Source organism: Streptomyces sp. NPDC046712, from assembly GCF_040645695.1.
Taxonomy (GTDB): domain Bacteria; phylum Actinomycetota; class Actinomycetes; order Streptomycetales; family Streptomycetaceae; genus Streptomyces.
In genome coordinates this window covers 16,622-31,246 of record NZ_JBEYYW010000036.1, presented here as the reverse complement: position 1 = coordinate 31,246, position 14,625 = coordinate 16,622, and the positions used below count along the sequence as shown (strand labels likewise).

Below are 14,625 nucleotides of genomic sequence, written 5' to 3'. Positions count from 1 at the left end.
CAGGAGCATCCCGATGCCGCCCCGGCGGAAGTCCGCACGCTGATGCCCCGAACACCGCCATCCGGCCGACTTCCTGCACAACGCTCACGGCTTGGGACCACAGGTGTCCACCTGCGCCTACACAACGGACGAGACCCGGCACCCGTTCTGGCCGCAGAGCTTCGGCACCCTGTACGCCGCCGCCGACGCATGCATGGGCCGCTCACATGCGCCTGACCCCCGTGACGGAGCCCGAGATCTGACCGCCCCCGGCGCCTCGTAGCGCCCGACCAGCGTGTTTACCCGGCCGGCGGACGCACGTCGACGACTTCCAGGCCCCGGAACGTGCTCAACAAAGGAATACTCCTGACGGTACGGAGGCAAATGGGCATGTCCTTTCGGCCAATGTTGGGCATGCGGACTTTGCCGGTTGGGACAATCCTTTGAGCAGTCGGAGCTGCGAGTCTGTGCCGCATGGACATCTCAACAAAATTGTCCGAGCTCGTGGGCTTGGCGGTGCGACCGGGAGACCCGGGACTGACCATCGGGATCTACACCGACGGGAAGCTGATCCACCAGGCATCGGCGGGGCTGGCGAGTGTGGAGTTCGAGGCGCCGATCGACACCCGCACACGGTTCGACATCGCTTCCATGAGCAAGCAGTTCACTGCCACGGCGGCGTTGCTGCTGTGCCGGGACGGGCGACTGTCGCTGGACGACGACATCCGGACACACCTGCCTGAACTGAAGTTGGCGGTACCGGTGACCGTCGGACAGTGCCTGCGGCACACAGGCGGTCTGCGGGAGTGGTTGGCCCTGACAACGATCGCCGGCCGCCCGCTGACCAGGATCACCCAGGATCAGACGCTGGCCTTCGTGGCAGGGCTGACTGAGGTCAACTTCGAACCTGGGACCGAGTTCTCCTACTCCAACACGGGTTACGTCCTGGTCGCCTCGCTCGTGCACCGGCTCACCGGCCAAACGCTGGGGGAGTTCACCACGGACCGGATGTTCACGCCGCTGGGCATGACCGAGACCATGTTCCGCGAGAACAGCCAGGAGCCGTTGCCGCGATTCGCTTACGGGTACGACGTCACCAGCGATGCCGCCCGGCGCGCCGACACCGAGGAGTCCGCGGTCGGCGATGGCGGCCTGGCCACCAGCGTCGCCGACCTGGGGCCGTGGTTCGGATTCCTGCAGGACGGCCGGGTTCTGGGCGTCGACATCCGCGACGGGCTGTTGCAGCAGGTCGACTCCGGGGACGGAGAGGAGTGGCCGTACGCGCTGGGTCTCTACCACACGATGATCGCGGGCCACTCGGCGTTCGGCCACGCCGGCGGCGTCCCCGGGTACCGGTCTCAGCTGCTGTTCATGCCGGGCTCCGAACTCGGTGTGGCGTTGCTGAGCAACAACTCGTCGATCAACTCCACGAAGCTGGCCACCCAGGTGCTCCGGCTGGCCGCCGGGCTGCCCGAGGACGATCCCATCGAGCTGGTGGCGGACCCGGTGGCCGGCGAGCCCGCTGCCCAGCTGACGGGGGACTGGCTGGATCCGCAATCCGACCTCACCATCCGGATCGACGCCGTGGGCAACGGTCGGATCAAAATCCGTGGCGGGTCGCCTACCGGCGAGTTCGCGCCGGCCGTCGACGGCAGCTGGCAGGGCTTGGAGGACAGCGCCGGCTTCTGGGTGCAGGTGTCGGCCGGCACCGTCCGGATCGGGTCGGTGTATCGCCCGGGCCGCGCCACGGAGTACTGGCGTTGTCCACCCTCGGTTGCCGGCCCCACGCTGCCACCGGCCGTCTACCGCAGTCCCGAGCTGGGCATCCTGGCGACAGTCACCACGGACGGCAAGCTCGCGCTCGGTCTGGAGTTCGTCGAGACGATCGAACCGGCACCGGACGGTGCGTTCAGCGCAGGCGGCCTGATCAGCCTGCGTCCCAGCGGTGACGACCTCCTGATCAGCACCCACGGCGTCCACCGGATGCGCTTCGTCAGACAGCCTGACGACACCACCCCCGTGGGTCTACCACCCGGCCTCGACGTCGCCACCTGACAGCCCCCACCCACTGCTCACTCTCCGCCGACCGCCCCAACGTGTCCCTCACCGGCGTCCACTTCACCCGATCCATCCCACGACGAGGACTCCCCATGACTCCAACGCTGCTAAGCCGCCGGACGGCCTGCGGGCTGCTCGGCGGTGCCCTGACCGGAAGCCTGCTGCTGACCGGATGCGCCACGACGGCCGGCAGCAGGGCAGGCGGCCCGGACACGCTCACGATGGCAACCACGAGCCCGCCGAACGTGCTGGACGTCGCCCACAGCTTCACCGGTCCCGGCACCCTGGTGCAGTTCGCGATCCTGGAGTCGCCGGTGACGAGGGACGACAACGGCAAGGTCGTCCCGCAGTTGGCGGAGTCGTGGACCGAGCCGAACCCGGTCACATACGTGTTCAAGCTGCGCAAGGGCGTGGTGTTCTCCGACGGCTCTCCGATGACCGCCGAGGATGTCGCGTTCTCCCTGTTGCGGCACACCGACCCGAAGGTGGCCTCCGAGGCGGCGAGCATGTTGACCGCCGTCAAGTCGGTGCGGGCCACCGGCCCGGACGAGGTCACCGTCGTGCTGAAGTCCCCGACCCAGACGTTCCTGCCGAACGCAGCTGTGGTGTGGCAAGTGGTGCCCAAGAAGCTCGCTGCGGCGCACCCGCAGGACCTGGGTACGCCGGCCGTCGGGACCCTGGGCACCGGGCCGTACAAGGTCACCAAGTTCTCCAGCACCGAGGGCATCACCCTGAAACGCAACGAAAAGTACTGGGGCCCCAAGCCGGCCATCGGCACGGTGAAGGTGACCACCATCACCGACCCGGAGACGCTCCGGCTGGCCATCTCCTCCGGGGAGGTGGACGGGACCATCCAAGTTCCGCCGCGTGATACCCGCAAGTGGGACCCTCTGGAGAACGTCAAGACCAGGTTCTACGCCGGCAATTCGATCGCCTACCTCGCCCTCAACGTCAAGTATGCGCAGCTGTCGGACGTACACGTCCGCAGGGCCATCGCGCACGCGGTGAACCGGGAGGCGATGCAGCGGCTGGTGGTCGGCGACAAGGCAACACCCGCGACCACGATCCTGACCCACCCGATGCTCAAAGCGCTCTACGGGGACGGCTTCCAGAGCACGATCGACCAGTTGCCCCAGTATCCGTACAACCTGGCCGCGGCCAGGGCGGAGCTGGCGAAATCCAAGTACCCCAACGGCTTCGAGCTGCCCGCCAACTACAACAGCGGTAGCAACACGGCCGACGCGATGCAGGCGCTGGCGGCAGACCTGGCCAAGATCGGCATCAAGCTCAAGCTCAACTCGTTGCCCGACGATGCCTACCGCGCCAAACGGATTCGACACGATGGACTCACCCTGGGACTGAGCGACCTGGCCTACGCCACCCCGGATCCGGGCGAGCTGCTACCGGACCTGGTGTCCAGCGTCGGGGCGAAGCCCTACGGCTTCAACTTCGCCCAGTTCTGGACCCCCCAGCTGGACGCCAAGGTGAACAAGGTGCTCGGCCTCAAGAACGGCGAGGAGCGCAAACAGGCAGTCACCGAGATCCTCACCGAGACCGCCGAGCAGGCGCCGTACATCCCGCTGTACGGCGTGGACTCCGGGATCGCGCTGAACAAGCGGTTCACCGAGAGCGTCGGGGTGTGGACGCTGAACATCTTCACCGAGATCAAGCCCGTGGGGGCCTAGATGAACACTGCCAAGTTGGTTGCCCGGCGGTTGGCGTCCGCCGTGGTTTTGCTCGGGGTGATGTCGGTGCTCACCTACGGGTTGCTGTCCCTCACCCCGGACGGACCCGTGCAAGCGCTACTGGGTGATCGCCCGTCGACCCCGCAGACCATAGCCGCGATCCGCGAGCAGTACCTGCTGGACGAGCCGTTCCCGGTGCAGTATTGGCACTGGCTGAGTGGTGTGCTGTCGGGTGACTTCGGATCCTCGGTATTCGCCAGGCAGCCGGTGCTGTCGGTGATCGCCGAGCGCCTCCCGGTGACCGCCACGCTGGGCGGCTACGCGATGGTGCTGACCCTGCTGCTCGGAATTCCGGCCGGCATGGCGGCCGGGCTGCGCCGCGGCAAGCTGCTCGACCAGGGCGTCACGCTGGTCGCGCTGGTCGCGCTGTCCTTCCCGCCGTTCGCGCTGGGCCTGCTGCTGCTTTACGGCTTCGCCGTCGCGCTGGGCTGGTTCCCGACGTACGGGGGCGGGGATCTGAGCCACTTCATCTTGCCGGCGATCGCGTTGTCGCTCGGTCAAGCGGCTGTACTGGTCCGGCAGACCCGCGCCGCCACCCTTGATGTCGGTGCTCAGGACTACATCACGTTTGCCCGGGCCCGGGGCCTGAGCCGGATGCGGACCTGGGGAAGCTACTCCCTGCGCAACGCCGCTCTGCCCGTGCTCACCGTCGCGGGACTGCTGGCCGCAGCGAACCTGACCGGAGCGGTGTTCGTGGAACAGACCTTCAGCTTGCCCGGGCTGGGATCGCTCCTGGTGCAGGCGGTAAACCAGAAGGACATCCCCTTGATCCAGGCATTGGTACTGCTCGGTGGCGCAGTGGTCATCGGCGTCAACCTATTGGTGGACTTGATATACCTGGTGGTCGACCCCCGGGTCCGGCACGGAGCCGCCGCATGAGCGCGGCGACGACGACCCTGTCGGGCGTCCGAGAAGGTGGCCGGCGGCCCAGGCTCGCCGGCGGCCGCATCCTGACGGTGACAGCGCTGCTGGCGCTCGCGATCATCGTGCTGGCCGCGATCCTTGGAAACTGGCTGGCTCCGCACGACCCAGAGCTGCAGAACGTCGAGCTGGGCCCCAGTGGCCCGAGCGCGACCCACCTGCTCGGTACCGACGATTTGGGCCGTGATGTGGTGTCCCGGCTGTTGGCAGGCGCCCGCAACGCGTTGGTCGCCCCGGTGTTGATCGCCCTCGGGACCACCCTGCTGGGTACCACCCTCGGCCTGCTCGCCGGCTACCACCGGGGCTGGCTGGACGCGGTCCTGATGCGAATCAGCGACCTGCTGTACGCGCTGCCCGGGCTGCTCATCCTGATCGTCCTGGTGGGCATTGTCGGCGGCGGAACCACGGTCGCCGTGCTCGCACTCATCGTCCTGGGCGCCCCGGTCGACATCCGGATCATCCGCAGCCTGGCACTGGGCCAGCGGGAGCTGGCGTACGTCGATGCCGCCCGCACTCTGGGCCTGCCGGACCGGCGGATCGTCTTCCGGCACCTGCTGCCCAATCTGGCGCCGACTGTGACAGCCAACCTGCTGCTCAGCTTCGTCAGTGCGTTGGTGGCGCTGACCGGGCTGTCGTTCCTGGGAATCGGACTGCCGGCGGGCACGCCCGACTGGGGCCTGATGATCCAGGAGAACCGCACCCTGCTGGACCTCAATCCGTGGGCGGCCGTGGCACCGGCATTGCTCATCATGATCACCGCCATCGCGGCCACCCTGCTCGGCGACAGCATCTTCGAACGGCTCAGCGCCGGGAAAGGCGTTCCGGAATGAGCGAGCTGCTACAGGTAGACGGGCTCACGATCACCCTCGGGGACCGGCGGATCGTCGACAACATCGACCTCACCGTCGCACCCGGCGAAACCGTCGGACTGGTCGGCGAATCGGGCAGTGGCAAGTCCCTGACTGCCCGGGCGATAGCCGGACTGCTGCCCCCACCACTGCTGGCCCACGGCTCGGTGCAGCTGTCCGGGACCGAACTCGTCGGGGCGCGGGAGAAGGCGCTGCGCAAGGTGCGGGGCCGACGCGTCGGCCTGCTCATGCAGGACCCGTTCGCCCGGCTGAACCCGCTGCTGACCGCAGGTGCACACATCGCCGAGTCGCTTCCTCGTGGTGCCGGCCGCGACCGCGCCGAGATCACCCGCCGACTCGCGGAGGTCGGCATCAACAACCCGCAAGTGGCCCAGCAGTACCCATTCCAGCTGTCCGGCGGGATGCGGCAACGGGTGGCGATAGCGGCAGCGCTGGCCGGGGATCCCGAGCTGCTGATCGCCGACGAGCCCACCACAGCCCTCGATGCCACCATTCAGAACGAGATCATGCAGCTGCTCGCCAGGATTCAGGCGGCCCGGGGGATGGCCGTGCTGCTGATCACGCATGACCTGCGAGTCGCGTTCGCGCTGTGCGACCGGGTCCAGGTGATGTACGCCGGTCGGGTGCTGGAGGCGGGTCGCAGCCACACTGTCGCCGCTGCCCCGAGCCACCCGTACACCGCCGGGTTGATCGGCGCGCTTCCCGCGGTGGAACGCACCTCCCTGCAGCTGGTAGCCATTCCCGGCTCGGTGCCGCGCGCGGCCGACGTAACGGACCGGTGTGCGTTCGCCGACCGGTGCCAACAGCAACAAGACGATTGCCTCACCGGTCGTCCACCCCTACGAGAGGTTACTGTCGCCCACCACACGGCTTGCCGGTACGACGTACAGCCGTCCGCGACCCTGACCATCGACGAGCCGATCACGGTCAAGCCCCCGAAGTCGTCAGGCGGCCCCCTCCTACTGGTCGAGGGATTGCACAAGAGCTACGGCAACGTGAAGTCACTGGACGGTGTCGACCTCCGGATCGCCCCGGGCGAGCGGCTGGGATTGGTCGGCGAGTCCGGCTCCGGCAAGACGACCCTGGCCCGGTGCCTGCTCGGCCTGGTCGAAGCGAGCAACGGGCGGATCCTGCTGGACGGCACGGACACCACCCGGCTGCGACGGGTGTCCACCAGCCAACGGCGAACTGCACGGACCCTGGTGCAGTGTGTGTTCCAGGATCCGTCCACCTCGCTCAACCCGGCGATGACGGTTGGCGCCACCCTGGCAGAGGCGGCCGGTCAGGCCCGGCCCGAGGACCGTCTCCCCGTCGGCGAGCTGCTCGAGCTGGTCGGCATGCCACCGGCGTACTCCGGGTTGCGGCCGCACCGGCTGTCGGGCGGCCAGAAGCAGCGGGTCGCGATCGCGCGTGCGCTCGCCGTGCGTCCCGCGCTCTTGATCTGCGACGAGCCGACCGCCTCGCTGGACGTGTCGGTCCAGGCCCACATCCTGGAACTGCTGCGCCGCATCAATACCGAGCTGGGCACCGCCCTGCTGTTCATCACGCACGACCTGGCTGTGGTCAGGCAGATCACTGACCGCATCACAGTGCTACTGCACGGCCAGGTGGTCGAGTCGGGTGACACCGAAAGGGTGCTCGATGCCCCCACCCACGAATACACCCGACGCCTCGTGGCCTCAGTGCCACCGGCGCCGACCGGAAAGGCAGCCCATGCATGACCTGATCATCTCCGGCGGTGAGGTCCACGACGGATTCGCCTCCACGCCAGTCACCGCCGACGTCGCCATCACCGCCGGCCGCGTCACTGCCGTGGGCAAGGATCTCGGGGCAGCCAGACGGACCATCGATGCGGCCGGCCTGGTGACAGCCCCCGGGTTCGTCGATCCGCACAGCCACTCCGACAGCGTTCCGTTCCTGCCCGACGCGCAACCCTTCAAGCTGCTGCAGGGCGTCACCACGGAGGTCGTCGGCAACTGCGGCTTCTCGATGGGACCGGCGGAGCCGGAGACCGCCGGGCTGTCTCCGATCCAGCTGGGCGAGCAGACGTTCAAGACCTTCGCGGACTACCTCGATGCCGCGGAGGCCGCCGGGCTGAGCAACCACTTCGCTCCGCTGGTCGGCCACAACACGCTGCGGCTGGCGGTAGCCGGCATGGAGAAGCAGTTGCCGCCGGGGGGCCTGGACCGGCTGTGCGCGCTCACCGACGAGGCCTTCGCAGCCGGGGCTCGCGGACTGTCCAGCGGTCTCGAGTACGTGCCCGGCGCGTACGCGGACCTGGCCGAGCTCACCGCCCTGGCCCGGATCGCCCGCCGGTACGACGGGGCATACGCCACCCACAGCCGCAGCGAGAGCGAGGGGCTGGCCGATGCACTCGACGAAGCGGTCGCGGTCGCCAGAGCAGCCGGGATCAGGCTGCAGGTGTCGCACTGCAAGGCTTCCGGCCGGGCCGTCCACGGCGCGGGCCGGCTGATCCTCGACAAGTTGGCCGAGGCCCGCCGCAGTGGCGTTGACGTACGTGGAGACCAGTACCCGTACCGGGCCTTCTGCACGAGTATGTCAGCGATGCTGCCTCCAGAGGCCTGCGAGGGCAACGTGGACGCGCTGCGCGCCAGGCTCTCCGATCCGGTGACCCGGGCGGCGATCAGAGCGACGGCCGAGGGGCCGGGGCCGGGGATCGGCGCCGGGTTGTGGCGGGAGCTCCACCCGGAGGACATGCAGATCCTGCGGCACACCGATCCGAAGGCGAAGGGGCGCCGGCTCGCCGAAGTGCTGGCCGGACGGGATCCATGGGATGTCCTGTGCGATCTGCTGATCGCCGATCCGCACGCGTATGTCGTCTGCCACACCATGGACGAAGGTGATGTACTGGCGATCATGGCCGATCCGTTGGTCACCATCGGCTCGGACAGCGACATCCCGATCGGTCCGAACCATCCCCGTACCTTTGGCACCTTCCCCACCTTCCTCGGCAGCTATGTGCGCGACGGCGGTGTGGTGGACCTGCCCGAGGCGATCCGGAAGGTCACCTCCGCCACCGCGAGCCAATTCGGGTTGTCCGACCGCGGCTGGATCGGCCACGGCTCCGTCGCGGACCTGGTGGTTTTCGATCCTGCGCAGATAGGCCACGCAGGGACCTATGAGAATCCCGAGCTGCGGCCGACCGGCATGGTGCATGTGTTCCTGGCCGGCGGGCAGGTGATCGTCGACGGCGAGTTCACCGGTGAGCGACGGGGCCGGATGCTGCGATCGGCGAGGCGATGACCACCCCGGCCGGGATCACGCTCGGGGTCGTGCTCGACAGCCTGGGAACCGAGGTCCTACGGCCGCTCGCGCTGCCACAAGGCCGGGCGGTCGCCATCGGTGCGCCCACGATCTATGACACCGACGCCCCCACGACAGGGCTGACCGATGCGATCGTACTGGTACCCGGTCGGCTGACCGCCGACGTACTGGAATGGGCTGCCAAGCAACACGCCATGGCGGTGGTCATGCGAGCCGGTACCACGGACACGGCAGCACTGACACAGGCTGCCGAGCGGACCGGGGTGGCGCTCCTGGAACGCAGTACCGAGATCTCCTGGGGACAGCTCTACACCTTGATCGACGCGCTGCGCGCGATCACGAGCCCGGTATTCGAGCCGAACGGCCATCGACCCGTCGACCTGTTCGCCCTGGCCAACGACATAGCCGTGCGCGCCGGTGGCGCGGTGGCGATCGAGGATCTGTCCATGCGCGTGCTGGCCTACTCCACGGTCCCAGGTCAGCTGGTCGACGACCCGCGTCGCGACGGCATCCTCGGCCGCCGGGTGCCGGACCACCCGACCCACACCGAGGAGTACGCCGCCGTCCTGCGGTCCGATACCGCGGTATGGAGCTACGAGCCGAAGGAGTACCGGCCGCGACTCGCCATCGCAATACGAGACGGTGGTGAGGCGTTGGGCACCATCTGGGTGCTACAGGGTGATGAACCATTGGCAGAGGGGGCGACAGGCGTCCTTGCCGAGGGTGCACGGCTGGCCGCGCCCCATCTGGCCCGGGTGAGCATCGCGGCGGATGCCGAGCGTCGGCAACGGGTGGAGCGCCTGGGCTGGTTGCTCCGCGGCTTGGGAGCGACCCGGGAGCTCGCCGACTCGTTCGGGATGCGCTTCGATGCCCCGGCGACCGTGCTGGTGATCGGCCGCTCCAGTATCCCAGCCGATCACGCGCGAGGCGTATCGCTGGATTCGGCCGCGGAGCACGTTGGCGACCTGCTGCGGATGGGACTCTCGGCGTACCGGCTGGGAGCCGCCGCAGGAGCGCTGGACGGTCAGGCCGTGGCAGTGGTCGATACCGCGTCCGACGCGCCCGTGATCCAGCTGATCCTCGCGACGGTGCTGGCTCGGGCGAGGGACACCCTGGGCGGCGGCTGGCGGGCCGGGATCAGCCGCACCCTTACCGGCCTTGCCGACATACCAACAGGGATGAGTCAGGCCAGGCAGGCGCTCAAGGTGGTGTGCGGACCGTTCGGCAAGGCGGAGATCGGACGGCACGACGAACTGGCCGCATCGATGTTCCTGCGCGACGTCTACGAGGCGCTCCGGTACCGCCCGGCCCTCGACGCGGAGCCGCTGTCGACGGTGCTCGACCACGACGCCCGGCACGGAACGGACTACGAGAAAACGCTGCGCTGCTGGATCGCCGAGCACTACGACGTGCCACAGGCCGCCGACGCCTTGACGCTGCACCCCAACACATTGCGCCACCGGTTGCGCCGGCTGGCCGAGCTGATCGACATCGACGATCCGGACCTGCGGTTGGCGCTGGCGCTGCAGCTGCGGCTACGGCTGCCGGACATCAGCACAAAGGAGGCAGAGTGAACTTGGGCCTGGACGCCAATGGTTCCGGGCGGTCCGACAAGCAGACTCGTCGCATGGTCGAATTTCCATCCGCCGACGCGGAGCGGGTAGGCGTCCGGATCCAGTTGCTTCGGACCGTACCCGAGCTTCAGCAGGCCGAGGCGTTGCTACGTGCCGTGTGGAACACCCCGGACACCGCCGAGCCACCACTGGCCCTGGACGTGATGTGCGCGCTCGCGCACACCGGCGGCTATGTCGCGGCGGCGTACCTCGGGACGGCAATGGTCGGCGTGACCGCCGGGTTCCGAACCGTCGGAGACAGCCTGCACTCGCACGTGGCCGGCGTGGTACCGGGAATGCATGGGCGTGGGATCGGCGGGGCGATGAAGTCGCACCAGCGGGAGTGGGCTGCCGAGGCGGGCCTGTCGTCGATCTCGTGGACGTACGACCCGCTGATCCGCCGCAACGCCTACTTCAACCTGCACAGGCTCGGGGCGGTCGCAGAGGCGTACCTGCCTGACTTCTACGGGCCGTTGGACGACGGCATCAACGACGGCGGCGACTCCGACCGGCTGTTCGTCAGTTGGCCGGTGCATGCGACGTCGCGTGCCCCGGAACCGTTGCCAAACCTGGCCGCTGCGGTGCCCGTACTCGAGCTGGACGGCAACGAAGAGCCAGTACTGCACACCGCGACCGGCGACGTACTGCGTTGTGCCACCCCGGTGGATGCGGAGTCCTTGCGGCAATGGGATCCAGCCCGCGCCCGGCGCTGGCGGTCCGCGATGCGCGAGGCGCTCGGTGGCGCCTTGGATAACGGTTATCGGATCGACGGGTTCGCCCGGTCGGGCTGGTACGTCCTGAAACGAAAGGAAGTGTCGAAATGAAGCTGCAGCAGGTGGAGTTGCTTGAGGTGGCCCTGCCCTTGGTCTCGCCTTTCCGGACCTCACTGGGCACCCAGGAACACCGGAACTCGTTGCTGGTCAAGGTGACCACGGCCGACGGAGCCGTCGGCTGGGGCGAGTGTGTGACCGACGACGACCCGACGTACAGCGCGGAGTACCTGGCCGGGGCCCGGGAGGTGTTGCGTTGCTTCCTGCTGCCCCGGTTGTTCTCGGCACCCGAGCTGACCGCCGCGCTGGTGCCCGAGCTGCTCCGGCCGATCAGAGGGAATCCGATGGCCAAGGCGGCGGTCGAGATGGCCGTGCTGGACGCCGAACTGCAGACCGCCGGCATTAGCCTCGCTCAGTACTTCGGGGCGACGCGGACCGAGCTTGCAGTCGGAGTGTCAGTCGGCGTCATGGACACCGTCGACGAGCTGATCAGTGGCGTCGACGGCTATCTCAGCGCGGGCTACGCCCGGGTCAAGCTGAAGATCGAACCAGGCTGGGACGTCGAGCCGCTGCGAGCGGTGCGGGAGACGTTCGGCCGGGAGATCCCCTTGCAGGTGGATGCCAACACCGCCTACAGCCCGGCGGATCTGCCCCACCTGCGGCGGCTCGACGACTACGGGCTGACGCTGATCGAGCAGCCGTTCGCCCCGGACGACCTGCTCTCGCACACCCGGCTGGCAGCCCGGATGGACACCCCGATCTGCCTGGATGAGTCGATCACCTCGGCCCGGGACGCGGCTACCGCCATCCGGCAGGAGGCGTGCTCGATCGTGAACATCAAGCCCGGCCGGGTCGGCGGATACCTGGAGGCCCGCCGGATCCACGACCTGTGCCTGGCCAACGGCGTACCGGTGTGGTGCGGCGGCATGCTGGAGACCGGGCTTGGCCGGGCAGCCAACCTGGCGCTGGCCGCACTCCCGGGCTTCACCCTGCCCGGTGACATCTCGGCCACGGCCCGCTACTACAGCCGCGACATCACTGCCCCCTTCGTCCTTCACGATGGCCACCTGACTGTTCCCACCGGCCCAGGAATCGGCATCGTCCCCGACCCCGACGCCCTGCAAGCCGCCACCACCTCCACAGAACTCCTCAGTGCCTGACCAGCCGACGGAGGTACGCTCACGCTGACACCGACCGGCGGCCTTCCTGCTGGTCCACGGAGCCTGGCACGGTGCCTGGTGCTGGGACCCCGTACGTGCCGCGCTCGACGCCGACCGCTGGCGGTCCCACGCCGTCGACCTGCCCAGCGCCAATCCACCGGCCGGTCGGTACGACGGCGCCCGCCCGGTGGGCATGCGGGACGACGCGGACGCCATCGGGGACAGCCTCCGGCGCATCGACGGCCCGGTGATCGCCCACTCTGGTGAGGGCGACGAGCGGCGACGGGAACCGGTGACCCCGTAGCGAGCGGCTGTGCGACGGACGATGACTCATGAGCGCTCCCTGTGCGATAGACGCCGACCACGGGCCTTAGAACGGTTAACACAATGAGGTGGATCGGTCCTAGTGGCCGTGTCCGGCCACCAGGTCGGGTGTTGTTCAGGGCATGGGGGCTTCGCCGTGGATCGTGTCGGATGACTTGTGGAAGCGGATCGAGCCCCTGCTACCGAAGAGGGAGCGGAGGTTCAAGTACCCGGGTCGGAAGCCTGTCCCGGACCGGCAGGTGCTCTGTGGGATCCTGTTCGTCCTCCAGACCGGCATTCAGTGGGAACACCTTCCGCAGGCGCTCGGCTTCGGCTCGGGAATGACGTGCTGGAGGCGGCTGCGGGACTGGAACGAGGCCGGGGTCTGGCAGCGGCTTCACGAGGTGCTGCTGGCCGAGTTGAACGCCGCCGCCAGGCTGGACTGGTCGAGAGCGGCCGTTGACTCCAGCCACGTCAGGGCGTTAAAAGGGGGCTCCAGACGGGCCCATCGCCGGTCGACCGAGGGCGAGCCGGTTCCAAGCATCACCTGATCACCGACGGACACGGCACCCCGCTCGCGGTCATCCTCACTGGCGGCAACCGTAACGACGTCACCCAGCTCATGCCGTTGCTCGATGCCATTCCACCTGTCCGGGGAAGGCCCGGCCGGCCCCGGCGTAAACCTCAGTCCGTGTTCGCAGACCGAGGCTACGACCACGACATCTACCGCGACCAGGTCCGGGCCCGCGGCATCGTGCCAGTCATCGCACGCCGCCGCACCCGGCACGGCAGCGGCCTGGGCGTGTACCGGTGGGTCGTCGAGCGGACTTTTGCCTGGCTCCACGGCTTCAAGCGGCTCCGCGTCCGCTGGGAACGCCGGGCCGACATCCATGAAGCCCTCCTCAAGCTCGCCTGCTGCCTGATCACCCACCGTCAAGTACGGGCCCTGACCTGACTGGCACCCGCCTCACGCGGCCGAAGGGGTCCGGCAGACTGGCCGCATGAACCGCGAAGACCTGGAGTCCGTACTTGACCAGCACGACAGCGCGTCTGCACGTGCGGCTCTGGCCGAACTCCAAGTCGGCGTGAACTTCGAGCTCTTCCGAAGCAACACGGTCCCTGCCCGCCAGCTCTGGGACATCCGGTCCCACCGGCACCAGGTCATGCTCGACACCGGCGTCGTCCCTCGGCCCGGACTGGCCGACGCTGTCGACAGGCTTCACGCCGCAGGGGCCGCCCGAATCTACTTGGCGAGGATCACCGGACCGCAGCGACGGTTCATCGTCTTCCTCTCGGAAGACCTCACCCGATGCATCGCCTGTTGGTAGTCCGCCACGTCATTGTGTTAGCCGTTCTTAGAGACCAGCCAACTGGTTGACGCATCTCCGCTCGAGGCGGTGGTTCTGGAGCGCGTGGCGTACGGCGGTGGCCAGACCAACTGGTTCGCCTGTCGCAGTGCTGCCGACTACCTCTTCGTCCGTAGCCTGCTGATGCCCAGAAGCTGCGTCAGTGTCTATTTGGACGGACGCATCCGGGGCGCTTCGTACCGTCCAGAGGCCAAGGCGGAGATTTTGCACATCGCGAAAGAGGAGCACGACTGTGTCGTGGGGGTGAGGGGCGTCGATCTGTGTCGGCTCCAGGTGGAGTTCATCGCCGGAAGGGACGAAATGGAGGAGTTTGAGGCGACGCTCGGTGATTCCTCTGAAGTGTTCTTCGGTTCGTTCCCCGGGAGGGATGACGACGGAGAGCGCGCGATCACCTTCATCGTTCCCGACCCTGACGGTGTGACGAGGGGGCGCCTCACTGAAACGCGGACCTCAACCTCGCGGCCGTGGTCCCGGGTGACCCGCACGACCGCGCCTGCCTGAGTGGTGTGCGCCCCCGTGTAGTCGTCGACGCAGGCCGGAGCGTGGGCGGCAGGG

The 14,625-nt window shown here is 68.2% G+C and carries 13 protein-coding genes; all 13 read left to right on the top strand.

The features are described from left to right. The first annotated feature begins 453 nt into the window (after window positions 1–453). The 13 genes from ABZ939_RS32990 (at window position 454) to ABZ939_RS32930 (ending at window position 14,571) form a co-directional block, all read left to right on the top strand. Window positions 454–2,034, top strand: a complete 1,581-nt coding sequence (locus tag ABZ939_RS32990) for a serine hydrolase domain-containing protein (RefSeq protein WP_361863541.1) — start codon at window positions 454–456, stop codon at window positions 2,032–2,034. Window positions 2,035–2,129: 95 nt separating this feature from the next. Next, entirely contained in the window at window positions 2,130–3,722 is a 1,593-nt protein-coding gene (locus ABZ939_RS32985) for an ABC transporter substrate-binding protein (protein WP_361863538.1), read from the top strand. Further along, window positions 3,723–4,661 carry an ABC transporter permease gene (locus ABZ939_RS32980; RefSeq protein WP_361863536.1) on the top strand — a complete coding sequence of 313 codons (939 nt, stop codon included), beginning with the start codon at window positions 3,723–3,725 and terminating at the stop codon, window positions 4,659–4,661. Further along, window positions 4,658–5,533 (top strand): ABC transporter permease, encoded by an 876-nt coding sequence (locus tag ABZ939_RS32975; protein ID WP_361863533.1) that lies wholly within the window; start codon window positions 4,658–4,660, stop codon window positions 5,531–5,533. The genes ABZ939_RS32980 and ABZ939_RS32975 overlap by 4 nt, the downstream gene beginning before the upstream one ends. Beyond that, window positions 5,530–7,293: an ABC transporter ATP-binding protein gene (locus ABZ939_RS32970; RefSeq protein ID WP_361863530.1), complete on the top strand. Its 1,764-nt coding sequence runs from the start codon at window positions 5,530–5,532 to the stop codon at window positions 7,291–7,293. The genes ABZ939_RS32975 and ABZ939_RS32970 overlap by 4 nt, the downstream gene beginning before the upstream one ends. Next, window positions 7,286–8,836, top strand: a complete 1,551-nt coding sequence (locus tag ABZ939_RS32965) for an amidohydrolase family protein (RefSeq protein ID WP_361863528.1) — start codon at window positions 7,286–7,288, stop codon at window positions 8,834–8,836. The genes ABZ939_RS32970 and ABZ939_RS32965 overlap by 8 nt, the downstream gene beginning before the upstream one ends. Then, window positions 8,833–10,431, top strand: coding sequence for a helix-turn-helix domain-containing protein (locus tag ABZ939_RS32960; protein ID WP_361863525.1), 1,599 nt, complete (start codon window positions 8,833–8,835; stop codon window positions 10,429–10,431). Before ABZ939_RS32965 ends, ABZ939_RS32960 begins: the two co-directional genes overlap by 4 nt. Then, window positions 10,428–11,294 (top strand): GNAT family N-acetyltransferase, encoded by an 867-nt coding sequence (locus tag ABZ939_RS32955; RefSeq protein ID WP_361863522.1) that lies wholly within the window; start codon window positions 10,428–10,430, stop codon window positions 11,292–11,294. The genes ABZ939_RS32960 and ABZ939_RS32955 overlap by 4 nt, the downstream gene beginning before the upstream one ends. After that, window positions 11,291–12,400, top strand: coding sequence for an o-succinylbenzoate synthase (gene menC / locus ABZ939_RS32950; RefSeq protein WP_361863520.1), 1,110 nt, complete (start codon window positions 11,291–11,293; stop codon window positions 12,398–12,400). Before ABZ939_RS32955 ends, menC begins: the two co-directional genes overlap by 4 nt. Before the next feature lie 46 nt (window positions 12,401–12,446). Further along, the gene (locus ABZ939_RS32945) at window positions 12,447–12,704 is read left to right on the top strand and encodes an alpha/beta fold hydrolase (protein WP_361863635.1); all 258 of its coding nucleotides are present in this window, start codon (window positions 12,447–12,449) and stop codon (window positions 12,702–12,704) included. Window positions 12,705–12,846: 142 nt separating this feature from the next. Further along, a protein-coding gene (locus tag ABZ939_RS32940; RefSeq protein WP_361863517.1) for an IS5 family transposase occupies window positions 12,847–13,658 on the top strand; the annotation gives its coding sequence in 2 pieces (ribosomal slippage) (window positions 12,847–13,170 and window positions 13,173–13,658; 810 coding nt in all). A gap of 46 nt (window positions 13,659–13,704) precedes the next feature. After that, the gene (locus tag ABZ939_RS32935) at window positions 13,705–14,031 is read left to right on the top strand and encodes a hypothetical protein (protein WP_361863514.1); all 327 of its coding nucleotides are present in this window, start codon (window positions 13,705–13,707) and stop codon (window positions 14,029–14,031) included. 69 nt (window positions 14,032–14,100) lie between these two features. Next, complete coding sequence (locus ABZ939_RS32930; protein WP_361863511.1) at window positions 14,101–14,571, top strand: hypothetical protein; 471 nt, start codon at window positions 14,101–14,103, stop codon at window positions 14,569–14,571. Window positions 14,572–14,625: the final 54 nt, after the last annotated feature.